General features: G+C 39.7%; 21 protein-coding genes. 4 read left to right on the top strand and 17 right to left on the bottom strand.

Going from position 1 to position 25,232, the window contains the following annotated elements:
- Positions 1–23: 23 nt before the first annotated feature.
- The 7 genes from AC1F25_RS05040 to chvE form a co-directional block, all read right to left on the bottom strand.
- Positions 24–1,001: an alpha-ketoacid dehydrogenase subunit beta gene (locus tag AC1F25_RS05040; RefSeq protein WP_002292208.1), complete on the bottom strand. Its 978-nt coding sequence runs from the start codon at positions 999–1,001 to the stop codon at positions 24–26.
- Positions 1,002–1,003: 2 nt separating this feature from the next.
- On the bottom strand, positions 1,004–2,113 hold the full coding sequence (pdhA, locus tag AC1F25_RS05045; protein ID WP_002292209.1) for a pyruvate dehydrogenase (acetyl-transferring) E1 component subunit alpha: 1,110 nt from the start codon (positions 2,111–2,113) through the stop codon (positions 1,004–1,006).
- A gap of 460 nt (positions 2,114–2,573) precedes the next feature.
- Positions 2,574–3,998 carry an aminotransferase-like domain-containing protein gene (locus tag AC1F25_RS05050; RefSeq protein WP_151668698.1) on the bottom strand — a complete coding sequence of 475 codons (1,425 nt, stop codon included), beginning with the start codon at positions 3,996–3,998 and terminating at the stop codon, positions 2,574–2,576.
- Positions 3,999–4,132: 134 nt separating this feature from the next.
- Positions 4,133–5,110, bottom strand: a complete 978-nt coding sequence (gene guaC / locus AC1F25_RS05055; protein WP_002313834.1) for a GMP reductase — start codon at positions 5,108–5,110, stop codon at positions 4,133–4,135.
- Between the two features lie 256 nt (positions 5,111–5,366).
- Complete coding sequence (gene mmsB, locus AC1F25_RS05060; protein ID WP_002344173.1) at positions 5,367–6,572, bottom strand: multiple monosaccharide ABC transporter permease; 1,206 nt, start codon at positions 6,570–6,572, stop codon at positions 5,367–5,369.
- Between the two features lies 1 nt (position 6,573).
- Entirely contained in the window at positions 6,574–8,100 is a 1,527-nt protein-coding gene (gene mmsA, locus AC1F25_RS05065) for a multiple monosaccharide ABC transporter ATP-binding protein (protein ID WP_002313836.1), read from the bottom strand.
- Between the two features lie 53 nt (positions 8,101–8,153).
- Entirely contained in the window at positions 8,154–9,242 is a 1,089-nt protein-coding gene (gene chvE / locus AC1F25_RS05070; RefSeq protein ID WP_002313837.1) for a multiple monosaccharide ABC transporter substrate-binding protein, read from the bottom strand.
- Positions 9,243–9,461: 219 nt separating this feature from the next.
- Between chvE and AC1F25_RS05075 the strand changes: the two genes are divergently transcribed.
- The 3 genes from AC1F25_RS05075 to AC1F25_RS05085 are packed head-to-tail and all read left to right on the top strand — an operon-like array spanning position 9,462 to position 13,501.
- The gene (locus AC1F25_RS05075; RefSeq protein ID WP_479994306.1) at positions 9,462–10,478 is read left to right on the top strand and encodes an ABC transporter substrate-binding protein; all 1,017 of its coding nucleotides are present in this window, start codon (positions 9,462–9,464) and stop codon (positions 10,476–10,478) included.
- 13 nt (positions 10,479–10,491) lie between these two features.
- Positions 10,492–11,943: a sensor histidine kinase gene (locus AC1F25_RS05080; RefSeq protein WP_479994307.1), complete on the top strand. Its 1,452-nt coding sequence runs from the start codon at positions 10,492–10,494 to the stop codon at positions 11,941–11,943.
- Complete coding sequence (locus tag AC1F25_RS05085; protein ID WP_002345066.1) at positions 11,936–13,501, top strand: response regulator transcription factor; 1,566 nt, start codon at positions 11,936–11,938, stop codon at positions 13,499–13,501. The genes AC1F25_RS05080 and AC1F25_RS05085 overlap by 8 nt, the downstream gene beginning before the upstream one ends.
- Before the next feature lie 131 nt (positions 13,502–13,632).
- Here the strand turns inward: AC1F25_RS05085 and AC1F25_RS05090 are convergent, their stop codons facing one another.
- The 10 genes from AC1F25_RS05090 to purC all read right to left on the bottom strand — a co-directional run bounded on the left by AC1F25_RS05090 (position 13,633) and on the right by purC (position 24,444).
- The gene (locus AC1F25_RS05090; protein ID WP_002309474.1) at positions 13,633–14,547 is read right to left on the bottom strand and encodes an aldo/keto reductase; all 915 of its coding nucleotides are present in this window, start codon (positions 14,545–14,547) and stop codon (positions 13,633–13,635) included.
- Between the two features lie 122 nt (positions 14,548–14,669).
- Positions 14,670–15,944, bottom strand: coding sequence for a phosphoribosylamine--glycine ligase (gene purD, locus AC1F25_RS05095; RefSeq protein WP_002309475.1), 1,275 nt, complete (start codon positions 15,942–15,944; stop codon positions 14,670–14,672).
- A gap of 15 nt (positions 15,945–15,959) precedes the next feature.
- Positions 15,960–17,495, bottom strand: coding sequence for a bifunctional phosphoribosylaminoimidazolecarboxamide formyltransferase/IMP cyclohydrolase (purH, locus tag AC1F25_RS05100; RefSeq protein ID WP_104869256.1), 1,536 nt, complete (start codon positions 17,493–17,495; stop codon positions 15,960–15,962).
- Positions 17,492–18,070: a phosphoribosylglycinamide formyltransferase gene (gene purN / locus AC1F25_RS05105; protein ID WP_002309479.1), complete on the bottom strand. Its 579-nt coding sequence runs from the start codon at positions 18,068–18,070 to the stop codon at positions 17,492–17,494. Before purN ends, purH begins: the two co-directional genes overlap by 4 nt.
- Positions 18,067–19,119, bottom strand: a complete 1,053-nt coding sequence (purM, locus tag AC1F25_RS05110; protein ID WP_172966962.1) for a phosphoribosylformylglycinamidine cyclo-ligase — start codon at positions 19,117–19,119, stop codon at positions 18,067–18,069. The genes purN and purM overlap by 4 nt, the downstream gene beginning before the upstream one ends.
- Before the next feature lie 22 nt (positions 19,120–19,141).
- A complete protein-coding gene (gene purF / locus AC1F25_RS05115) occupies positions 19,142–20,581 on the bottom strand; it encodes an amidophosphoribosyltransferase (protein ID WP_073490706.1) in 1,440 nt (479 codons plus the stop codon).
- The gene (purL, locus tag AC1F25_RS05120; RefSeq protein ID WP_213181245.1) at positions 20,566–22,788 is read right to left on the bottom strand and encodes a phosphoribosylformylglycinamidine synthase subunit PurL; all 2,223 of its coding nucleotides are present in this window, start codon (positions 22,786–22,788) and stop codon (positions 20,566–20,568) included. Before purL ends, purF begins: the two co-directional genes overlap by 16 nt.
- Complete coding sequence (purQ, locus tag AC1F25_RS05125) at positions 22,789–23,460, bottom strand: phosphoribosylformylglycinamidine synthase subunit PurQ (RefSeq protein WP_002313846.1); 672 nt, start codon at positions 23,458–23,460, stop codon at positions 22,789–22,791.
- Between the two features lies 1 nt (position 23,461).
- On the bottom strand, positions 23,462–23,716 hold the full coding sequence (gene purS, locus AC1F25_RS05130; RefSeq protein WP_479994344.1) for a phosphoribosylformylglycinamidine synthase subunit PurS: 255 nt from the start codon (positions 23,714–23,716) through the stop codon (positions 23,462–23,464).
- Entirely contained in the window at positions 23,716–24,444 is a 729-nt protein-coding gene (gene purC, locus AC1F25_RS05135) for a phosphoribosylaminoimidazolesuccinocarboxamide synthase (RefSeq protein ID WP_002313847.1), read from the bottom strand. Before purC ends, purS begins: the two co-directional genes overlap by 1 nt.
- Positions 24,445–24,699: 255 nt before the next feature.
- On the opposite strand from purC, the gene AC1F25_RS05140 reads away from it, so the two are divergent.
- Complete coding sequence (locus tag AC1F25_RS05140; RefSeq protein ID WP_002309492.1) at positions 24,700–25,077, top strand: hypothetical protein; 378 nt, start codon at positions 24,700–24,702, stop codon at positions 25,075–25,077.
- Positions 25,078–25,232: the final 155 nt, after the last annotated feature.

Genomic DNA, 25,232 nt, shown 5'->3' on the forward strand with positions numbered 1-25,232 from the left:
ACTTTGTTTCGTCCCTTCTTTTCTTAAAATTCCGCGATTTCTTTTACTTTGTCTTCGATATCTTTTGCGTTTGGTAACCAAACATTTTCTGCTTGTCCAAACGGGAAGACTGTATCAGGTGCAGAAACTCGTCCGATTGGGGCTTCTAATGAAAGGATAGCGCGTTCTGAGATCTCAGAAACTACTTGCGCAGCAACACCCGCTTGTCGTTGTGCTTCTTGGACAACGACTACGCGACCCGTTTTTTCCACGGATTGAATGATCGTTTCTACATCTAATGGCGCAACTGTACGAAGATCAATGATTTCAACAGAGATATTTTCTTTTGCAAGATTATCTGCTGCTTTGATTGCTTCACGCACCATTGCCCCGTATGTGATAACAGATACATCTGTTCCTTCACGAGTAACTGCTGCTTTGTCCAAAGGAACTTCGTAAGCTTCATCCGGCACTTCTTCTCGGAATGAGCGATATAGTTTCATGTGTTCTAGGAAAACAACTGGATCGTTACTTCTAATAGAAGAAATCAATAGTCCTTTTGCATCGTAAGGATTTGATGGGATCACTACTCGAATACCAGGAGACTGGGCAATCAAACCTTCTAAATTATCTGAATGCAGTTCTGGTGTATGAACACCGCCACCAAATGGTGAACGGATCGTGATTGGTAGATTTCTAGTACCGCTCATTCGATATCTTGTACGAGCCATTTGAGCTACTACTTCATCCATTGCTTCGAAAATAAAACCAAAGAATTGGATTTCAGGAACTGGACGAAATCCTTCCAACGCAAGCCCAAAACTCAACCCTGCGATTCCAGATTCAGCTAAAGGAGTATCGAATACTCGGTCTTCTCCGAATTTTTCCTGCAATCCTTCAGTTGCCCGGAAAACTCCTCCGTTTTTCCCAACATCTTCACCAAAAACAACGACATTCTCGTCATTTTCTAGTTCAAGTGCTAAGGCATCGGTGATTGCTTGGATCATTGTTTTTTGTGCCATGATTATTTCGACTCCTTCGCTTCATAAATTGCAATTTGTTCTTTGATTGATTGTGGAGATACTTCGAACATGTTTTTCAAGAAATCTGAAACCTTTTGTTTTGGAACTTTGTCGGCTTCTGCGATAGCTGCTTTGATTTCTTCTTTAGTTGCTTCAATCACTTGTTCTTCTTTTTCTTCAGACCAAAGTCCTTTTTCCGTCAGATATTTACGGAAGCGGATCAATGGATCTTTTTTCTGCCATTCGTCATCTGTGTCTTTTGTACGGTAGCGTGTTGGATCGTCCCCAGATAGTGTATGGGGTCCGTAACGATAAGTCAGTGTTTCGATTAGGACTGGTCCATTTCCGCTGATCGCCCATTCCCGTGCCATTTTAGATACAGTATACACTGCAAGCGGATCCATTCCATCGACTTGAATACCTGGAATCCCAGCTGCGACAGCTTTTTGTGCAAGTGTTTTTGCTGCGGTTTGTTTTTCACGAGGTGTAGAGATCGCATACCCGTTGTTTTGGATATAAAACACAGCATTTGCATGGTAAGCGCCAGCGAAATTGATTGCTTCGTAAAAATCACCTTGTGATGAACCGCCATCACCAGTATAAGTGAAGACAACATTTTTCTTGTTGCGTTTCTTCAAACCTAATGCAACACCGGCTGCTTGTACATATTGTGCACCGATGATGATTTGTGGTGGTAGAGCTTTCAATTCTTCTGGATAAGAATTACCTGCAGCATGTCCTCTAGACCATAAAAATGCTTGGGATAAAGGTAAACCATGTTTTACTAGTTGAGGGACATCTCGATAACCTGGAAGAAGAACATCTTCTTTATCAAATGCATACGCGCTGGCCAGCTGACTTGCCTCTTGTCCTGCAGTTGGTGCAAAAAAGCCTAGGCGTCCTTGGCGGTTCAGCGCTGTGGAACGTTGGTCTAATACACGAGACCATACCATGTGAGTCATTAATTCAACGAGTTCATCATCGGATAAATCAGGTACTAAATCTTTGTTAACTACGTTTCCATCTTGATCAAGTGCTTGATATACTGGGAAATCTGCATTGACTTCATCTAGCAGTGCTTGGAAGTCGATCGGTGCTTTTTTGTTTGCCATTTGTCACACATTCCTCTCTCATCTATAAGAAAATCTCTTCATTCTGCGATTGAAACAGCGAATAAAACTGTATCACTATTTAACCGTCTTCATTAATAAATTATCATGGATTTATGAGAAATACAAGCTAAAAGCACAAATTTTCACGATGAAAGGAAATTATGTCAATCCGCATATTAACAGCTTTAGTGAATATAATCACAATGAGGAAAGCGTTTTATATTTAGGCTGTGTTTTTTCTATTTTCTAATCAAACTTACAATGATCTGTTTCTATTTAGAAACGCTGGTGTTATACAGTTTTGCTGCAACTATTTATTTTCTTAAGATATCGTGAATGGCTATACAAAGAGTGTATTTTTCTCTAATACTTTGCCTCGTCTTCTTTTTACGAAAAAAAAGAAACAGCCGGAAATTTAAATCCCAGCTGTTATATTCTTTAATCTTTTTACTTTGTGAAATTATTCTGTTAACCACTGTTCTAAAATTTTCATCTTTGAATAAAACAACGATATGTTGGCTTCATCTAGACGACTGTAATTGATTCTGATTCCATTTATATCTTGCCCAAAAAGTAGACTTGGTGCAATTCCTAGACCCAAATCTACTACTTTTTCTGCTAGTTGAGGGTCCAGCTTTTTTCCATCCCAAGTGATCCAAGCATAATAACCACCTAAAATCGAATGAAGCTTGAAAAACGATTGAGACTCCGCCCAAATGCTTATCAGTTGGCTTTTTTCTTTCAATTTTTTTCTTACATCCAACATTTTCAAATCAATTGCTTCATCAAATATATTAGCGGCCGTGATTTGTGTAAGGATGTTCATCGAAAACTCCATCATTTCTTGCGCTTTAGCTAGTTGCGAGATAAAGGCCTCTGGTCCGATCAACCAACCGATTTTCGTTGTTTTTCCTAAAATTCTAGATAACGAACCGACATATAATACATTATCCGGATCAATCGTTCGTATAGGAAGAACTTCATCTTGGTTTAGAAATGAAAGGTCCGTAAATACATCGTCTTCAATAATTGGAAGCCGATACTGCCGACACAATTCTACTAGCTTTTCTCGTCGCTTTTGACTCATCACTTTTCCTGTAGGGTTTTGAAAATTGGGGTTGATCAGCACTGCTTTCAATTTATTTTTATGGATCGATTCTTTCAGTTTTTCTAAGTCGATCCCTTCTTCATCCATCGGTATCCCAAATAAACGCGTTCCTGAAGCTTTGAAAAGAGGTAATCGGTAAAAAAAAGAAGGTGACTCTACAGCTATCCCCTCTCCAGCAGAAAGAATCGTTTGTAAGATCAAAAAGATTGCTTGCTGACCACCACCAGTCACCAGAAGCTGGTTTAGGGAAAAGGTCAGTTCAAATTTACTTTCCAAATACTGTTTGATTTTGTTACGTAACGGAGTATAGCCTAAAAGATCCATTTCTTTTTCTTCCACTAAGATTTCTTCAAGAGAATAAGAAGGAAACTCAAAATTCGGCAAAAGCTCATCTGGCATCTCACTCGCATATAAGTCAAGGAACAATGTTCTTTGGCTCTGCTTTGCTTCTTTTATTTTTTGTTCATACCAATCCGTCTGTTCATAGCGAGGTGAGATCATTTTTCGCCAATCGATTCTTGGAACGGCGAATTTCCCCCATTCAGTCTGATTGACGAACCAACCGCTACCACGTTTACTTGTTAATACGCCAAGCTCTCTAAGTTCTTCCAATGCATGAACAACGGTGGAACGATTTACACCAAAAAATTGCCCTAGTTTTCGTTCCGATTCAAGTTGATCTCCAGGATTGATTCTTCCACTTTCGATTTCTCTCATGATCTGTTCCATGATTTGACGATAAATCGGTCCTTGTTTTTTCTCTACTTTTCCCCACATAGTCCTCTCTTTTCTGTTGTCCATTCTTTCTATTGATTTTACCGAATTTACGAGAAAAAAGAAAAGCTTTTTTTGCAAAACATAAAAAACGGAAGGTTCTGTTATGAACCTTCCGCTGATATTTTACTCATTATTTAGATCGTATCTCCATTAAAAATCGAATTTTTCACGATGACATAATCAACTTTCCGAATGGATTCCAGATCTCTTCCTCCAGCATACGAAATAGATGACTGAAGGTCTTGTTGCATTTCCACTAGTGTATCTTTCAAAGATCCTTTATGTTGGATCCAGATTTTCTTTCCTTCAACATTTCGTTTTTCACCTTTTTGGAATTCTGAAGCAGAACCAAAGTATTCTTTATATACAATTCCGTTTTCGACTTTTGTTTCGCCAGGAGATTCCTCGTGACCGGCAAACAATGAGCCAATCATAACCATTGTTGCTCCAAAACGGACAGATTTTGCAATATCGCCATGTGTTCTGATCCCACCGTCAGCGATGATCGGCTTACGAGCTGCTTTCGCACACCATCTAAGAGCGGCCAGTTGCCAGCCTCCAGTTCCAAAGCCTGTCTTGATTTTTGTAATACATACTTTTCCTGGACCAATCCCGACTTTTGTTGCATCTGCACCCGCATTTTCCAATTCACGGACGGCTTCCGGTGTACCAACATTACCGGCAATCACAAAAGTTTCAGGCAAATATTTTTTAATATGCTGGATCATATCAATAACTGAGTTAGCATGTCCATGTGCGATGTCGATAGTGATATAATCAGGATTTAGCGATTCTTCTGCCAACTTCTCTATAAAGGAATATTCCTCTTTCTTGACGCCAACACTGATTGAGGTAATCAATCCGCGCTTTTTCATTTTTTTGATAAACGGAATTCGGGCTACTTCATCAAACCGATGCATGATATAGAAATAACCATTTTCCGCTAAGAATTCTGCAATCGTTTCATCAATAATCGTCTGCATGTTGGCAGGCACTACTGGCATTTTGAATGTATGTTTACCTAATGTGACCGTTGTATCACATTCAGAACGGCTATTTACGATACATTTATTAGGAATTAATTGAATATCTTCGTAATCAAATACTTTCATTACATTATCCTCCTGATGTTCACATCCAGTAAAACACGAACATTATTAATTTAATCAGGGCTTTTTTTAGCGCCCTATGTAATTTAACTCAATTAAGCGAAAAAATCAAGAGCAAAAAGAGAATTTATACGAATGGTTAAAAAACATACATTATTTTTAGTCTATACAAACGAAGCAATGAATGTTCGCTTTTAGCGAAAAAAAGGCTGTGACAAATGTCTTGTCACAGTCTTTTTTCTGAATAAACGGTGTTCTCCTACGTTGTCCGTTTTTTCTTGTTATACAAGTCTAATACAACGGCTAAAAGCAAGATCAACCCTTTGATCGCCTGCTGCCAATCTACCCCAACGCCTAAAATCGACATGCCATTGTTCAATACACCCATGACCAAGCCACCGACAATCGCCCCCATAATCGTTCCGATGCCGCCAGATGTCGAAGCACCACCAAAATATACTGCCGCCATCGCATCTAGTTCCATCGAAGTACCCGCTTGAGGTGTCGCCGCATTTAACCGAGCTGCTAAAACTAATCCAGCTAAAGCTGCCATGACTCCCATGTTGACGAAAACCCAGAACGTGATCCGCTTTGTTTTGATTCCTGATAGTTCAGCCGCTTTTCGATTTCCGCCCGTCGCATAAATCTGGCGACCTGCTACTGTTTTATTTGTCAAAAACCCATATGCCGCGACGATCAAACCGAGAATGATCAAAATGATCGGATATCCTTGATAAGAGGCAAAGATATAAGTTATCCCTAGTACAACGACTGCTGTAAATACCGCCTTTACCAAGAAAGCTGTTGGAGATTCCACTTCAAATAAATGATTTTTCCGACGATTTCTTGTTCGCCATTGTCCAACAACTAACACGATGGTGATGATCATTCCTAAAATCAATGTCAAGAAGTGAAGGCTACTTCCTTCGCTTAAGTCTGGTAAATAACCCGTAGACATTTTTTGGAAAACAGCTGGAAAAGGTGCCAGAGATTGGCCTCCTAGAACAACTTGTGTCAGTCCACGAAACATCAGCAATCCTGCTAAAGTCACGATAAACGCCGGTATCCCAGCATAAGCTACCCAAAAACCTTGCCATGCGCCGATCAACCCGCCTACTGCAAGACATGTGATGACTGTCACCCACGGGTTCATTTGGCGATTGACCATCATCATGCCCGCAATTGCACCAACAAACGCCATCACTGACCCTACCGACAAATCCACATGACCTAAGAGCACAACTAATAACATCCCTGCAGCTAGTACTAATATATGACTATTTTGCAAAACAAGGTTAGTTATATTCAATGGACGCCAGAAAATACCATCTGTCATCAATTGAAACGCAATAAGTAGTCCCGCTAAAATGATCACCATGCTGTAGCGACCAAAAAGATCAGCTGCTCTACTTTTCAAATTTAGTTTTTTCTCTTTTTTATCCGTAAGATTTTTTGCTTGTTCCAACTTACCCCACCTCTTCTTTCGTCATTAATTTCATCAAGACTTCCTGATCTGCCTCTTCTCGCGAGACTTCTCCTGTAATACGTCCTTCGTTCATCGTATAGATCCGATCACACATTCCTAAGATTTCAGGAAGTTCAGAAGAGATAAGACAGACAGCTTTGCCATTTGCTGCCATTTCTTCGATAATCGTGTAGATCTCATATTTTGCCCCAACGTCTATCCCACGGGTTGGCTCATCTAAAAAAAGAATATCGGGTTGTGTCATCAGCCACTTGGATAAAACGACTTTTTGTTGATTCCCACCACTAAGACTACTGACAATTTGATGGATGGAGTTTGTTTTTATACGCATCTTTTTCCGGAAATTTTCTGCCTCAGTTACTTCTTTTTCTTTATCTAATACTCCTTTTTGACTTATTTTATCCAAACTGCTCAGCGTCACGTTTTCCCGAATATCCATCAGCAGATTCAGTCCTAAAGATTTTCGGTCCTCCGAGACATAAGCGAGTCCGTTTGCAATGGCTGAAGGAACGGTCTTAACTGATATCTCTGCCCCTTCCTTTAATATACGTCCGGATATCTTGCTTCCATAAGAATGTCCAAATAGACTCATAGCGAATTCAGTTCTGCCCGCTCCCATCAGCCCAGCTATTCCTACAATCTCTCCTTTTTTCAAATGCAAGTTGATATGGTCGTTTATGATTCGCTCCTGATCAAGAGGGTGATAGACCGTCCAGTCTTCTACTTTAAAATAAACTTCTCCAATATCCGGTTTTCTTTCAGGATAACGATCAACTAAATCTCTGCCCACCATCCCGCGAATAATACGCTCTTCGCTGATCATTTCATTTTCTAGCGTCTCAATCGTCTGTCCATCCCGTAAAATGGTGATTCGATCTGCGATATCCACGATTTCATTCAGCTTATGTGAAATAATGATGGAGGTTACACCCTGCTCTTTCAGCTCTCGGATCAATCTCAGCAAATTCGCGCTTTCTTCTTCATTCAATGCAGCGGTAGGCTCATCCAAAATCAATAGACGGACGGATTTTGATAATGCTTTAGCTATTTCAACTAGTTGCTGTTGCCCTACGCCAATCTGGGATACTAGAAGATTCGGGTCGATAGACAAACCGACTTTGTTCAGCAATTCATACGTTTTCTTTTCTGTCAGTTCCCAATCAATCACGCCTCTTTCTGCTTGTTCATTTCCGAGAAAAATATTCTCTTTTACTGAAAGATAAGGACTTAATGCTAATTCTTGATGAATGATGACGATGCCTTTTTCTTCACTATCTTTCAAATCTTTGAATTGACACAGCTTTCCATCATAAAAGATTTCCCCGTCATAGGAGCCATATGGATACAAGCCGCTCAAGACATTCATCAATGTTGATTTTCCCGCTCCGTTTTCTCCGCACAATGCATGGATTTCCCCACGTTCAATCATCAGATTCACGCAATCTAACGCTCGGATTCCAGAAAATTTTTTGGTGATATCTGCCATTTTTAAAATACAATCCGCCATAATTCTTATCCTCTCTCTGACTTAGATCTCTTTAGTTCCTTGTTTGGTTCCTCTCAATTTTTCAGATCGGATTCTTTATAATAATCTGTGTCGATCAGCTCTGCTTGATAATTATCTTTATCGACAGATACTGTATTTGCTAAATACGTAGGAACAGTTTTCACCCCATTATCATAAGTTTCAGTATCATTGACCGGAACCTCTTCTCCATCACTGATTGCTTTGATCATTTCAATCGTATTTTTTGCTAAGATACGTGTGTCTTTAAAGATCGTTTGTGTTTGTTCCCCGGCAATGATCGATTTGACGCCAGCAACTGTCGCATCTTGTCCAGTAATCACAGGTAAAGGTTTACTTTCACTCCCATACCCCACGCCTTTTAATGACGAAATGATTCCTAAACTTATTGGATCATATGGCGACAAAACAGCATCCAATGTTTGGTCAGTATAATTTGCGCTTAACAGATTATCCATCCTTGCTTGCGCCGTAGAACCATCCCAGCGAAGCGTAGCGATTTGACTGAAACTCGTCTGTCCAGATGGCACGATCAACTGACCGTTGTCCATATATGGTTGTAAAACAGACATCACTCCGTTGTAATTAATTAGTGCATTGTTGTCGTCAGGCGAGCCACCAAATAATTCAATCGTGAATGGCCCTTTTCCTTCTTTCAATCCTAAGTGCTCTTCAATATAAGCTGCTTGCGATACACCTACTCCAAAATTATCAAAAGTCGCGTAGTAATCGACATTTTCTGAATTCATCAGTAAACGATCATAGGCGATTACCTTGATATCTGCTTCTTTTGCTTTAGCTAACACATCAGTTAAAGCTGAACCATCGATAGAAGCAATCACAAGTGTATCTACCCCTTTTGTAATCATATTTTCGATTTGCGCTACTTGATTTTCTACTTTATCTTCTCCGTATTGAAGATCTGTTTTATAACCCAGTTTTTCTAATTCTGAGACCATGTTGTTCCCATCAGCGATCCATCTTTCTGCTGATTTGGTCGGCATAGCGATTCCTACATACCCCGTACTATCATCTGCAGATCCTGAATTGCCACACGCACTTAATAGAATGCTTGCGGTCAAAATAGCGATACTCCCAAGAATCTTTCTAAATTTGTTTTTCATTTTTTATCCCCCATTCCAATTGATACACCGAGTATAGCTAATAAAGAAAGCGTTAACATTGATTTTTTTATGGGATTTACTTTAAATTTTTTAGGTGTTCTTTTTTTGTCTTGGATTTTTTTAAGTTTCTTGGATTTTTTTCGATTAATTCCTTTTGACTTTGATTTTCTCCTTTATCTGATAAGATAGTACTAACAAATCCAGATGGAGTGATCTAAAGTGAAACGTGTTTTATTTTTTTTACCCCTTATTGTAATCGCTTACCAAATGATAGGGTGTACACCTAATACAAAGGAAGCACCTGACCCACTAGTCGTTGGTTTTTCGCAATCAGGAACGGAGAGTAGCTGGCGGAAAAAGCATACTGAATCAATTATCACTGCGCTTGAAAAAGAAGATTACCAAGTTCTCTACCGAAATGGCTACATGAATCAGGAACGGCAAATCCAAGATATACGGACATTTATTGCCTATAAAGTGGATATGATCATTTTTACTCCTTTGCAAGAATCTGGGTGGGACTCTGTATTAAAAGAAGCAAAGCGAGCAGAGATCCCTGTCATACTTGTCGACAGACATATTCAAACGAATGATCCCGAGCTTTTCGTCACCCACATCGGCCCCAGTTTCAAAGCAGAAGGAAATCGGGCGGGTTTATTTGTCAGCAATCACTTCACAAATTCAAAGAAACAGGAAATCAGAATCCTAGAACTTGCTGGTTCAGAGAACTCCACACCGACCAAGCTACGCTTCGAAGGATTTTTGGAATCAATCAATCGTAAACCAACCCTAAAAAAAGATGGAACTATTGACCATAAACCTCCAATGACTATTGTTCACCGAATTGTCGGTGATTTTATTCGGATGAAAGGAAAAGACCAGATGAAACGATATTTAGAAACAAATGATTTATCCGAAATCGATGTATTATACAGCCATAGTGATGAAATGACTCACGGTGCTTTAGCTGCGATAAAAGAAACATCAATCAAACCTGGAGAAGATTTGATCATTGTAACGATTGATGGACAAGAAGATATGATCGAGAATCTACGCTCAGGAATCGTCAATTGCGTAGTCGAGTGTAAACCTGATGTCGGCTGGTATGTAGCCAATACCGTTACTCGTTATTTTGGAAATCTTCAAACAGGAAAAACACTACCTAAAGATATTTTTATTTCCGAGACTGTCTTTTCCCAACAGAATATAGCTAACATCCCAACCAGAAATTATTGACTGGAGAAGTATCATGACAAAAAATTTAAGCATAAAACAGATTTTTGCCCAAGCAAACAAAGCCATGCTTCTATTTGCTGTTATCCCTTTGCTACTAAGCATACTGTTATATTCGCAACAGCTTTTGATTTATCAACAGACGATCGCAAATATCCAAAAAGCAGATGCAATTGCTTTGAAGGTTGATCAAAAAGTTTTGGAAAGTATGTGGGACTTGATTTCTGGCCAAGTAACCGTAGATGAGTTCAACAAGGAAAATATCCTAGAAGAACTTAGGAATGACATTCGAGAGATCAAAAATAATACCAATACACTTAAAGAAATTAGTACGTTAGATGTATCGTTACGTACAATCGATACATTGGAAGATTATCAAACTGAGCTCATTCATCATATCTTGGCAGAAGATTTTATGGATACCAATGAACAGATCATCAATCAGGTAGATTCTGTCACTCAACTACTGTCAGATATTTTACAGGACTTTGTTCGTGTGGAAATCGACTTAGCAAGTCAAAAAAATACGACGCTTGTCCGCTCACTCATTTTATTAACAATAGTAGAATTGGGGGTTCTTAGTACTATTTTTTTCTATGCGAAAAAGAATCGTCGCTTTTTAGAACAAAAGGTCCAAGAGCCGATCAATCAGCTGATCACAATGTCCGAACAGCTTTCTTCAGGAAATCTTAGATTTCGTTTAAACATGCCAGAAACACAAGAACTACAGACACTTACCGCTAGTATGAACAAAATGGCGGAAGAACTAAACCAGTCTTTACGGGAAAACGCTTTGAAACAATACCATTTAGCACAAAGTGAAGTTCGTGTATTGCAAGCTCAGATTACTCCCCATTTTATTTATAACAGTTTGGATGCCATCATTTCTTTGATCGAACAAGACTGCTTTGAAGAAGCTCTGACTATGACCCATGCACTTTCCGGCTTTTTTCGTACGTCTTTAAGCAAAGGACAAGACTGGATTCCTCTTGAAAAGGAAATCAGCCATATCAATGATTATTTGGTCATTTTAAAAATAAGATATAGACATATGCTTGACTATAAGATCGATATACCAGAAACACTTTTTCCTGTTTCTATTTTAAAGATGATTTTGCAACCATTGATCGAAAATGCTGTGTACCATGGAACAAAGTATGTTCGTCACAAAGGATTTATTCGTATTACTGCATGCAAAATCGACGAAATGATCCAATTCAAAGTCATAGACAACGGTATTGGCATTCCTGCAGAAAAACTAGCAGAAATACGTAAAGAGTTAGCCAAAGGGATCGATTCAGATTTCAGTATCGGCTACGGGCTTTACAACGTAAACAAGCGTCTCCTTCTCTATTACGGAAATAATCAAAAACCTATCACGATTGACAGCAAATACCGAGAAGGGACAACTGTCACACTGACGATTCCTATATCTCCCAAAACAATTGGAGGAAACAAATATGTATAAAGTTTTTATTATCGAAGACGAATACCTCATTCGCAATAACTTACGGGAACAAATAACTGCCCTTGGTTCATATTATCCAATCACATATGTCGGGGAAGCTGGAGATGGTGAGATGGCACTGTCTTCGATTATCGACTTACAGCCCGATATCATTCTGACTGATATCCAAATGCCATTCATGGACGGTTTGACTTTTTCAAAAGAAGCAAGGAAACTGCTTCCTTGGACTCGCCTCATATTTATTAGCGGATTCGACGATTTCGATTATATGAAAGGGGCAATCCAGGTACAGGCAGATGATTATCTACTTAAACCAATTAAAAGCAACGAATTGAAACAAGCAATAGAAAAAGCAGTGACTGCTTTAGACTTGCAGCAAAAAGAAACGCTCCCTTCTTCTGATCTTGTTTTCGAATTGAAAAAAAATCATTTCTTGAACGGTTTGTTCAAAGGCTCACTTACAATCAGTGAAACATTGAAACTTGCTGAATCTTTCAATCGCTCTTTAGCAGGGAAAAAAATGACCGTATTATTAGCAGCAAACCAAGTCAGTACAGACTTTGAAGATTACGCTCATCTCAGTGATTATTTGAAGTTTTTATTTAGGGAGAATCAACAAGTGATTTTTTCTGCTGTTTCCTCGCGATTCATTAAATTTTTAATAGTTGATCCTCTTGAAGAAAATGTAATCGAGACCAGTTATCAGGTAGCCCAAACGTTGGTCCATGAATTAGAGAAGGGACAAAAAAATAATTTTTCTGTCGCCATCGGTCCTGTCGCAGAAAGAATCAGCGAATTACCTGCATCTTTCGAGATCACGCAGATGATACTTGAAACTGCCAGTTCCCTTAAAGATCAAATTATCAGCTATGAGGATTTGATTAAAGAAGCGAAACTTCCAGTTGATTCTGTCTTTTACTTTGATCTCTCACTTGATTTGTCTTCATTATCGAAAAACGAAGTATCTAAGTACATCGAACACTTGACGAAACCACAAGGCACACCAACTCGAACACGATTATATCGTTTATTTGTCTTGACTAAGCTACTCCAGCATGTCTGCCTGAAAGAAAAGGAAATCCCGCAAGAAATGGTTCATTGCACATCCACCAGTCAACGCTTAGCAATCAGCGCCGACGATTCGCTTTACCGTTCGACTGTTTATATGTTCATTTCTTTCTTAACTGCTCTGCCCTCACAGCCTTCAAGGAACAAATATCAGCCAATTTTGAACCATGCATTGGATTTTATCAAAGAAAATTTTACCGATCCAGATATGTCCTTAACTTGGGTCGCTCAACAAGTTGCATTAAGCCCCTCTCATTTCAGTACGATTTTTTCTCAATCGTTTAACCAAACATTCATCGATTATCTGACAGAACAAAGAATCGAATTAGCAAAAAAATTATTACAGCAATCAGACTATCGTATCTCAGATATTGCTTTTGAGATTGGTTATAATGACCCTAACTATTTCAGTTATTTATTTAAGAAAAAACAAGGGATTTCCCCAAAAGAATATCGGACACAGATTTTCCTTGAAAACAAAAATAAATAATAAATAAAATCCGTACAGTGATACTCTTTCCCGTTGTAATTAAAAAAAGACGGAATATCTCGAAGCTGAAAATAGCTTTCAAGATATTCCGCCTTTTTAATTGATCGCACCGTTCACCTGCATGACAACTTTTAAGGTAAAATGTTTCCAGCAGCACGGTACAATTCGTACCAATCTTCCCGAGACATATTAATTTCTGATGCTTGAGCGATTTCCTTGATTCGCCCTACGTTCATCGTACCGGCGATTACTTGCATATTGGCTGGATGGCGCAAAATCCAAGCAGAAGCCAAGCCAGTTGGTGTCGTTTGATATTTAGCTGCTAGTTCTTCTAATGTTTGGTTTAATTCAGGGAATTTTTCGTTCCCGATAAATACACCTTCAAAAAATCCATACTGGTATGGCGACCACGCTTGGATCGTCATATCATGCAAACGGGAATAATCAAGTACACTACCATCATGGTCGATACTTGCTTCATCTGTCATATTGACATGAATCCCTTGATCGATCATTCCAGTATGTTTCAAGCCAAATTGCAGCTGATTAGCTACTAATGGTTGACGAACATATTTTTTCAGCAATTCGATTTGCATTGGTTTTTGATTGCTGACACCAAAATAACGGACTTTACCTGATCGTTCCAATTCATCAAATGCTTCAGCTACCTCTTCTGGTTCTACCAATGTATCTGGACGATGAAGAAGTAAAGCATCCACATAATCCATTTTCAGACGGGTCAAACTTTTTTCCACAGATTCAATGATATGTTTTTTAGAAAAATCAAACATCACACCTGGAACGATTCCACATTTTGTTTGAATAAAAAGATCTTCTCGTTTGATTGATGTTTTTGCTAGAGCATCTGCAAAGATTTCTTCACATTCACCGTTCCCATAAATATCTGCATGGTCAAAAAAATCAATGCCGTTTTCATAAGCTGTCTCAATCACTTTTACTGGATCTTCCGCATTGTTGATACGCATACAGCCTAAGATCACTGCAGCTACTTTCTGGTCAGAAGTACCTAATTGAATTTTTTTCATCTGAACTCCTCCTTATTTATATACACAACAAAAGTGTACCACACTCTTTATGAAAAGGCTTCACTAAAATCGACACTTCCGACTATATTTGTTGTATTTTTTTATAAATGGAAGCAGCTGATTTACTTCACGACCAGTTCGCTATTGGCAGCTTTTTCTCCAATATCTGTACGATAAAATGTTCCATCTGTCGTTTTATCCATTAACGCGGTGTAGATTTTTTCCTGTGCTTCTTTGATCGTCTCACCATATGCTTCTACTAAATAAAGACGACCTCCTGCTCCAACTAGTTTGCCGTTATTTGAGGAAACTCCAGCATAGTAAACAGAAAGCTCTTCTTCCAGAAAATCTGGTAGAACCATTCCTGTCTCATATTCTTCGGGGTAACCGGCAGCTGCCACCACAACACCTACATTGTATCCTTCTTGCTGCCACTTTAACTCTACTGCACGATTCTCTAATAAATCATCGATTACTTGCGCAAAGTCACTCTTCAACCGAGAAAGAACGACTTGCGTTTCAGGATCACCGAAACGAGCATTAAATTCGATCACTTTTGGTCCTTCCTTCGTAGCAATCAAACCCGCATATAAAACACCCGTGAAAGAGCGTCCTAGTTCTTTCATTCCTAAAGCCGCTGGTTTCAAAACTTCTTCCACAGCTTTTTCAATCATCTTTTTTGGAATTTGCGGTACTGGTGAATAAGCTCCCATTCCCCCTGTATTTGGCCCTTTATCGTTATCAAATGCCCGCTTATGATCTTGCGAAATGACCATCGGATACACCTTGGTATCACGGACAAACGCCAAAAGGGAGAATTCTTCTCCTGCCAAAAACTCTTCTACGACGATTTTTTTGCTGCTGTTCCCAAATCGATGCTGGTTCAACATTTGTTCTGCCGCATCCAGCGCTTCCTTCACTGTTGTAGCCACGACTACACCTTTTCCAGCTGCTAAGCCATCCGCTTTCACTACGATTGGCGCACCGTTTTCTTTGATATACGCTGCTGCTTTTTCGTAACATTCAAAACTTCTGGATTTAGCTGTCGGGATTTGATACGTCTCCATCAATTGTTTAGCAAAACTTTTCGAACCTTCGATCAGAGCTGCTGCTTTTGTCGGACCGAAGATTTTCAATCCTTCCGCCATAAAATCATCGACGATTCCATTTAATAAAGGAACTTCAGGACCAACGATACTCCAATCAATAGCCTCTTTCTTAACAAAATGAATTAATGCTGAATGATCTTGATCACTGATAGCGACACAATTGATGCCGTCCTTTGCCATTCCAGGATTTCCTGGCGCACAATACACAGTATCCACCTTCGGACTGTCTAAAAGTTTTTTACTTATTGCATGTTCACGACCACCTGCACCGATCACCAAAATGTTCATTTATCCGACTCCTCTCTAATGTCTAAAATGCCGAACATCAGTAAAGACCATTGCTAGATCGTATTTATTCGCCATATCAATAGAATCTTGATCTTTGATACTTCCGCCTGGCTGAATGATTGCTTTTATACCATGTTTGGCTGCATATTCAACTGAATCATCCATTGGGAAATAAGCATCGCTAGCTAAAACTGCACCTTCCATTTTCTCTTGCGCTTGTTCAATCGCAATTTTTACTGAACCGACTCGATTCATCTGACCGGCTCCGATTCCTACTGTCTGACGTTCGTTTGCCAGCACGATCGCATTAGATTTCACATGTTTGACAGCTTTCCAAGCAAACGCCAATGCTTTTACTTCTGCTGGAGTTGGCTTACGTTTTGTCACGACTTTCCACGCTTCTTCGTTTTCCATTGCCAGATCTTGATCTTGTACAAGAAGTCCACCTAAGACTGAGACCGTTTCTTCTCGATTTTGACTTTCTTCTTGCGCAAAGTCTATTGTCAGTAATCGGATGTTTTTCTTTTTTTGCAGTAATGCCAAAGCTTCTTGTGTATAAGAAGGGGCAATGATGATTTCTAGAAACAGCTTATGCATCTGTTCTGCTGTTGGCAGATCTACTTCTCGATTCAAAACGATGATCCCACCAAAGATTGAAACAGGATCTGCTTCATATGCTGCTTCCCACGCTTCTAAAATCGTAGATGCTGACCCAATACCGCAAGGATTCATGTGTTTCAAGGCGACTACCGTTGGCTCGTCATATTCCTTCATGATCCGTAACGCAGCATCCGCATCACGGATATTATTATAAGAAAGTTCTTTCCCATGGAGTTGTTTTGCTGCTGCGATCGAATATTTTTCCAGAAGAGCGGACTGATAAAAGGCAGCGGCTTGATGACTATTTTCACCGTAACGAAGCGTTTGTTTTCGTTCATACGTAAGTGTCAATTTTTCCGGTTCTTTTTCTTCCACCCAATCCGTTAAGTATTGAGCGATCAGTGCATCATATGCAGCAGTATGACGAAAGACTTTTGCCGCTAGTTTTTGTCTGAAAGAAAGTGAAGTATGCCCATACTGACGTAATTCTGAAAGTACCTCTTCATAGTCAGATGGATCAACAACAGCGGTGACAAATTCATGGTTTTTTGCTGCACTACGGAGCATACTAGGACCACCGATATCAATGTTTTCAATAGCTTCTGCTATTTCGACATCTTGTTTCATAATCGTTTCTTTGAAAGGATATAAATTGACACAAACAAAGTCGATTGGTTGGATATTTTCCGTCTCCATTGCCTCCATGTGGCTAGGGAGATCGCGTCTCCCTAAAAGACCACCATGGATTTTAGGATGAAGTGTTTTGACACGACCATCCATCATTTCAGGAAACCCTGTCACTTCTTCGATCGAAAGCGTTTTGATTCCAGCTTGATCCAATGCATGCTTTGTTCCTCCTGTTGAAATGATTTCTACTCCTTGTTCAATCAAACCTTGGGCAAATGCTACAATCCCAGTTTTATCTGATACACTGATCAATGCTCTTGTCATTTCAGATAGCCTCCATTTTCAATAATTTCACTAATCACTTCTGGATAGATTCGATGTTCTACTCTATGGATTTTTTCTTCTAAAGAATCGAACGTGTCCTCCTGTTCGATCCTCACTTTTTCCTGTCGGATGATTGGTCCAGTATCTACACCTTGGTCGATATAATGAATTGTGACACCCGTTTCTTTTACTCCAGCTTCAAATGCATCACGAATGCCATGCAAACCAGGGAATGCAGGTAAAAGAGATGGATGGATATTGATGATTCTTTTATCATAATTTTCCAGCAATACTGGTCCAATGATTCGCATGTATCCAGCTAGTACAATCAAATCAATCTTTTTTTCTTTCAATTTATGCAAAATCGCTTCTTCATACTCTTTTTTGGATTCAAATTCTTTAGGTGAAAAACAATCTGCCGGTACATCCAATGCGACTGCACGTTTCAAAACATATGCTGCAGGCTGATCACAAAACAACCAGTCAATCGAAGCTTCCAATCCTTTTTTTGATAAATAATCGGCTAGCGCTTGAAAGTTGCTTCCGTTTCCAGAAGCAAAAACAGCGATTCTCATCGTTCTTCTCCAGTAAACACCACACGATGTTTTTCTTTGGCGATCACTTTCCCGATTTCATAAACTTTTTCGCCAGCTTGCTCAATCTCGTGTACGATTTCTTTTACTTTTGCTTCCTCGACTGCTAAGACCATCCCAATGCCCATATTGAATATTTCATACATCTCCATCATAGGAATCTCACCATATTTTTGTAAACAGCCGAAGATCGGAAGAATCGGCCATGTGCCAAGTTTGATTTCAGCAGCCATAGATTCTGGTAACATTCGCGGGATATTTTCTACAAACCCTCCACCGGTGATATGTGCAGCTCCTTTGATTTTCTTTTCTTTGATTAGGGGAAGCAAGGAAGAAACATAGATTTTCGTTGGTTCAAGTAATACTTCGCCAAGTGTTTTTTTCAATTCTGGCAGTTTTGATGATAAAGAAAGCTGCTGCTGCTCAAAGAAAATTTTGCGAACAAGAGAGTACCCATTTGAATGGATTCCGCTAGATGCTATTCCAAGCAACACGTCTCCTGGGTTGATTGTTTCTCCTGTCAATAATTGAGATTTTTCAGCTATCCCTACAGCAAATCCGGCTAGATCATAATCATTTCCTGAGTACATACCGGGCATTTCAGCTGTCTCGCCGCCGATCAGTGCCATATTTCCTTGAACACACCCATCTGCTACACCTTTTACTACATTTTCTAAACGTGTCGGATCATTTTTCCCCGTTGCTAAGTAATCTAAAAAATACAACGGCTCTGCCCCTTGTGCTAAGATATCATTGACACACATCGCTACGCAGTCGATTCCGATCGTGTCGTGTTTGTCTGCTTCGATTGCTACTGCTAATTTCGTCCCTACACCATCGGTCCCCGAAACAAGGACTGGCTCTTTTAATTGAAAGACCGATAAATCGAAACAGCCGCCGAATCCTCCTATAGCGCCCATCACACCTAATCGTTCCGTTTTTTTGACATGCTTCTTGATCCGTTCTACTACTTCATATCCAGCTTCGACATCTACGCCAGCTTTTGCGTATGCATTTGCCATTGGCTTCATATGCTCCCTTCTTGATCTGCTTTTAAAAGAACGATACTTTTTCTTTTAGTGATTCCTGATATTTTTCTTCATAGTCATATAACGGTGTCGGATAATCTCCGTTGAAATAAGCCATACACAATCCTGAATACGGGGCATCTTTTTCCAGACCGATCGATTCGATTAGACCCTCTTCACTTAAAAAACCTAAAGAATCGGCACCGATACATTCTTTGATTTCATCAATCGTATGATTGGCCGCAATGAGTTCTTTACGCGTTTGAATATCAATCCCATAAAAACATGGATACTTCAAAGGAGGAGAAGCAATCCTCACATGTACTTCTTTTGCTCCTGCTTCTTTCAAAAGATGGACGATCCGTCTGCTTGTCGTGCCCCGAACGATCGAATCATCAACCATGATCACCTTTTTCCCTTCCACTACCCCGCGTACAGCAGATAATTTCATTCGGACCCCTTGCTCTCTTAGCTCTGGCGTCGGCTGGATAAATGTTCGGGCAATGTATTGATTTTTTACTAATCCAATTTCGTAAGGGATACCGCTAGCTTCTGCATAACCACTTGCGGCTGACAAAGAAGAATTAGGTACACCAACGACCATGTCTGCTTTTACTGGCGATTCTTTCGCTAAATTCCGTCCCATATTTTTCCGGGCAGTATGCACATTGATCCCTGCGATATTTGAATCCGGTCTGGCAAAATAGATATATTCCATCGAACAAATAGAAAGCTGCGTGTCCTTCGTAAAGCAATCAATCTGGATTCCTTCGTCATTGATGATCACTATCTCACCAGGCTGGACATCTCTTATAAAACGTGCCCCAATAACTTCTAATGCACAAGTTTCCGAGGCAATCACGTATGCTCCGTTTTTCATTTGTCCGATTGCTAATGGACGAAAACCATTCGGGTCCAAAGCGGCAATCATTGCCGTTTCTGTCATTAATAAATAGGCAAAGCCACCTTTGACTTCATTTAAAGCACTTTTCAATTTATTTAAAAAATCTATTTCTTCACTTCGTCGGATCAAATGCATCAATATCTCCGTATCGGAGTTGGAATGGAAGATCGCCCCATTTTCCTCTAACTCTTTTCTAAGGGAGCGAGCATTGATCAAGTTACCATTATGCGCTAAGCCGATCGACTGATCATGAAATTTGAATAGAAAAGGCTGAATATTGTCCACACTTCCATTGCCTGCTGTTGCATAACGTACATGTCCGATTGCAGCTTCTCCTGTTAACTGCTGCAATTTTCTTTGATCTTTGAATACCTCAGAAAGTAGACCCAGATCTCGATGACCCATGAGTTTCCCTCGATCATTGGACACGATACCCGCACCTTCTTGTCCTCGATGCTGAAGACTATGGAGCCCGAAGTATGCCACACTAGCGGCGTCTGGATGACCCCAAACACCGAAGATCCCGCATTCTTCATTTAAACTCTTCACTTCATAAGACATACGATTGCATCCTCCCAGCACTTTCTTGCTACTGCTGTTTCTATTTTGATTTGACCGTCAGTTGCTGATATTTCGATTATCGCTTCATCCGTCACCTTACCTGCTAAAACAGCAGCATCACCCATCATTTCTTCGAATCGTGTCTGGTTTTCCGGTGCAACTGTCAATACAAACCTTGATTGAGTTTCTGCAAACAATTGAGCAGAGGGCAAGCCAAACTGCACAGATAAACCTAACTGATATTTGAAAGCTGATTCTGCCAGTGCAATTGCCAAACCACCTTCTGAACAGTCATGGGCACTTTCAATCAATCCATTTTGGATGGCTGTCAATACTAACTCCTGGTTTTTCTTTTCAACGGCTAGATCAAAGTTTCGAATCACCCCTTCGATTCTTCCAAGCTGCATCTTTTGTAATTCACTGCCATCAAAATCTGCAAACGTCTTGCCTAATATATAGATTAGATCCCCTGATTTTTTGAATTCTTGAGTAGTGATATGTTCATGTTCCTCGATCAATCCGACCATACCGATCATCGGTGTTGGATAGATTGCTTGACCGTCCGTTTCATTATATAAAGAGACATTTCCTGAAATAACAGGAGTTCCTAACGTTTCACACGCAGCAGCAATGCCGTCAGCTGAAGTCGATAATTCCCAAAAAACTTCTGGTTTATCAGGAGAACCATAGTTCAGGCAGTCGGTGATCGCCAAGGGTCTACCACCGCTAGCAATGATATTTCTAGCTGCTTCTGCCACTGCTATTTGTCCTCCGACTTTTGGATCCAAATAGAGATAGCGAGCGTTGCAGTCTGTGGTCATCGCTAATGCTTTATTCGTCCCTCTGACTCTCATCACAGCCGCATCGCTTCCTGGACAGACCACTGTATTGGTTTGTACTTGTGAATCATAAGTTTCGTAGATTGAACGTTTCGAAGCAATCGTCGGTTGTTGCAACAGATCAAGCAATACTTGTCCAGGTTCTTCAATAACCGGCTGATAAGAAGCCAACTGCTGAAAATCTGCGATTCGAGCTGGTTCTTTCATCTCTTTATGATAGACTGGCGCATCTTCAGCCAGCGCATCGACTGGCAGATTCGCTACTTCTTTCCCTTGATGATATAGACGATATTGCCCGTCGTCTGTTACTTTACCGATAGTGACTGCATCTAGATCATACTTCTGAAATAGTTCTTGGATTTTTTCCTCCTCTCCTGATTTGACACAAATCAACATCCGTTCTTGTGATTCGGATAGCATCATTTCATAAGGCGTCATTCCAGTTTCTCTTTGTGGGACTTCGTCTAATGTCAATATAAGTCCTGAACCAGCTTTTGAAGCCATTTCCGCACTAGATGAAACAAGTCCTGCTGCTCCCATATCCTGTATACCTACTAGAGAATCCGAATGATGCAAGATTAATTCCAAACACGCTTCAAGCAGTAGCTTTTCCATAAAAGGATCCCCTACTTGTACAGCAGAACGTTGCTGTTCTTCTTCTTGACTAAATTCTTCTGAGGCAAAAGTTGCGCCGTGGATGCCGTCGCGACCTGTTTTTGCTCCTACATACATGATCGAATTGCCGACACCAGCAGCTTGCCCTTTCTGGATATCTTTGTGTTCAATCAAACCTACACACATTGCATTGACTAATGGATTTCCTTCATAACAAGGATCAAATGCAATTTCGCCACCTACAGTCGGTATGCCGATACAATTGCCGTATCCGCCGATACCTGCAACTACTTCTTCTAGTAAATATTTTGTTCTTGGATTATCTAATTCGCCGAATCTCAATGAATCTAGCAACGCAATTGGACGAGCACCCATGCTGAAAATATCTCTGATGATTCCGCCAACTCCTGTCGCAGCTCCTTCATAAGGCTCCACGGCTGAGGGATGGTTGTGACTTTCTGCTTTGAAGACAACTGCTAGTCCATCACCGATGTCGACGATGCCTGCGCCTTCTCCAGGCCCTTGCAAGACATGAGGTCCACTAGTAGGAAATTTGCGTAGAACCGGTTTAGAATTTTTATAGGAACAATGTTCGCTCCACATAACAGAAAACAGTCCAGTTTCCGTATAATTAGGCATTCTTCCTAAGATATCTTCTTCGATCATTCGATATTCTTCATCAGTCAATCCCCATTCGGCATAGATTCTTTTTTTCTTGATCTCTTCAGCTGTCGGCTCATTCAATGTTTTCATCTATACGGTCACCTTTCCGAAGTTTTTTAAAATGGAAGCAAAGAATCGTTTCCCATCTTCTGATCCTAGCAAGTCTTCTACTGCACGTTCTGGATGAGGCATCATTCCTAACACATTCCCCGCTTTATTCGTAATCCCTGCAATGTTTTCCACGCTGCCGTTGATGTTGTCATTATAAGTAAAGACGATCTGATTATTTTCCTTTAGGTCTTCAAGTGTTTCTTCGTCACAGAAATAATTTCCTTCCCCATGAGCAACTGGAAGAGAGATTATTTCATCTGCTTCATATTCTGAAGTAAAGGCCGTCTTAGGATTGACTTTCAATGGTACAGTTTTACAAATAAAATGCAAAGACTCATTTCGTCTCAGTACACCTGGCAACAGTCCAGCTTCTGTCAATATCTGGAATCCATTACATGTACCGAATACGGGTTTCCCTTCTTCAGCAAAACGAATCACTTCTTCCATGATTGTAGAAAACCGAGCAATCGCGCCGCATCTCAAATAGTCACCATAGGAGAATCCTCCCGGCAGTAAAACCCCATCAAATCCTTCTAAAGAGGACTCATCATGCCGTACAAATTCGGCATCAGCGCCCATGATCTCGCGAACTGCCCATAACATATCTGCGTCACAATTTGAACCTGGAAAAACGATGACCGCAAATTTCATGTTATACTTCCTCCATTTTTTTGATTTCATATCGGTATGTTTCCATATTTACATTTGCAAGCAACTTATCACAAATCGTTTCAATCACTGTATCGATTGGTTCTTCTGTATCAGCAAGTTGTATCTCAAAGTATTTTCCGATACGGATATCTTCGATTGTTTCATATCCCATACGATGGACTGCTTTTTTTACTGCTTCTCCTTGAGGATCTAATACTGAATCTTTATAGGTTACACAAACTTTTACGAAATACATCATACTCGCTCCTTTTCTTCAGTTAGTTCCGATAGACGGTTATATACTTCTTGATAGACTGGAATCAGATTACCTAAGCCTCTGCGGTAAACGTCTTTGTCCATATGTTCATTCGTATGTTCATCCCATAATCGGCAAGTATCCGGTGTTACTTCGTCCGCAAGTAATATTTTTTCATTCGACCGACCAAACTCTAGCTTGAAATCTACTAAAACCAGACCAACCTTAGCGAATAATTCGATCAAAATTTTATTGATAGCTAATGCTTGGGTTTTCAGCTCACTGATTTCTTCCGGTTTTGCCAGTTGCAAGTAATAGATATGCTCTTCATTGACAAACGGATCATCCAACTGATCATCCTTATAGTAGAATTCAACGATTGGCTTGATTAATTTTTTGCCTTCAGGAACACCTAGACGTTTTGAGAAACTTCCTGCTGCAATATTTCGGATCACCACTTCCAGAGGGATGATTTGTACTTTTTTTACTAATTGTTCGGTTTTAGATAATTGTTCAATAAAATGATTTTTTATTCCTCGCTGGGTCAGATAGCGGAAAATCGTACTTGTGATTTGATTATTCAATTCTCCTTTCCCACTTATCTGATCTTTCCTCGCGCCATTCAACGCAGTCGCCTGATCTAAGTATTCTACCCAAATCAAGTTTTCATCAGAGGTAAGATATAATTTTTTGGCTTTCCCTTCGTACAGAAGTTCTTTTTTCTCCATGTCCGACTCTCCTTTTTATTTACATTCAAAGCAAATACAACGATTTTTGTTCGTGTTTTCACTTTGAATTTTAACAATCATCTTTTTAGAAATCAATATAAATATGTACATTAAAGGCATTAGATTCTTTTAATGTTCGTGTTTTGTTGTAAGTACAAAATCCCCCTCATCAACAAGCGTTTACATTTATATATAATGATGGTATATTAAAATTAACTAAAAATTTGGATAACTGGATCGAGGAGGCACTTGCCGATGGAAGATGCAATAAAACAAGGTCAGCTTTTTTTATCAGAGTTAACGGCTGAAGAACGTTCCTGTCTATATAATGATTTGTTGTCGATCAAAGACGTTTATTTATGCAATAAAGATACTAGTTTTTATACCTTTCGGAAAATCCGCCGAGCAGCTAAGCGTTGCGCTGAATGCCGTAAAAGGACTTTTCGTTATCGAACAGAACACAAAGGCGAACTTTTAATCAGTCAGATCCACGAGCAGAAACTTTTCAAAAATCACTATCGTATCCAGATCTTATTTAATGGACAAGAGATGGAATATACTTTTCTCGAAAATTTGCTGCAACATCTCCATAACCAGCATTTTAGTTATAATAGCCAAGCCATTTACGCTTAATTCCTCTATTTTTTGTATATAAAGAGGTAGTCGCTTTATTCCTATCATTGATAAGAAAACATAATAAACTAAAAGAAGCAGAACCGCTAACGGATCTGCTTCTTTTTTGGTTATTTTTGCTATTCTATTTTAATTAAATTTTGCAACTCACTCTT

The sequence above is a fragment of the Enterococcus sp. M-BR2 genome (assembly GCF_056612775.1).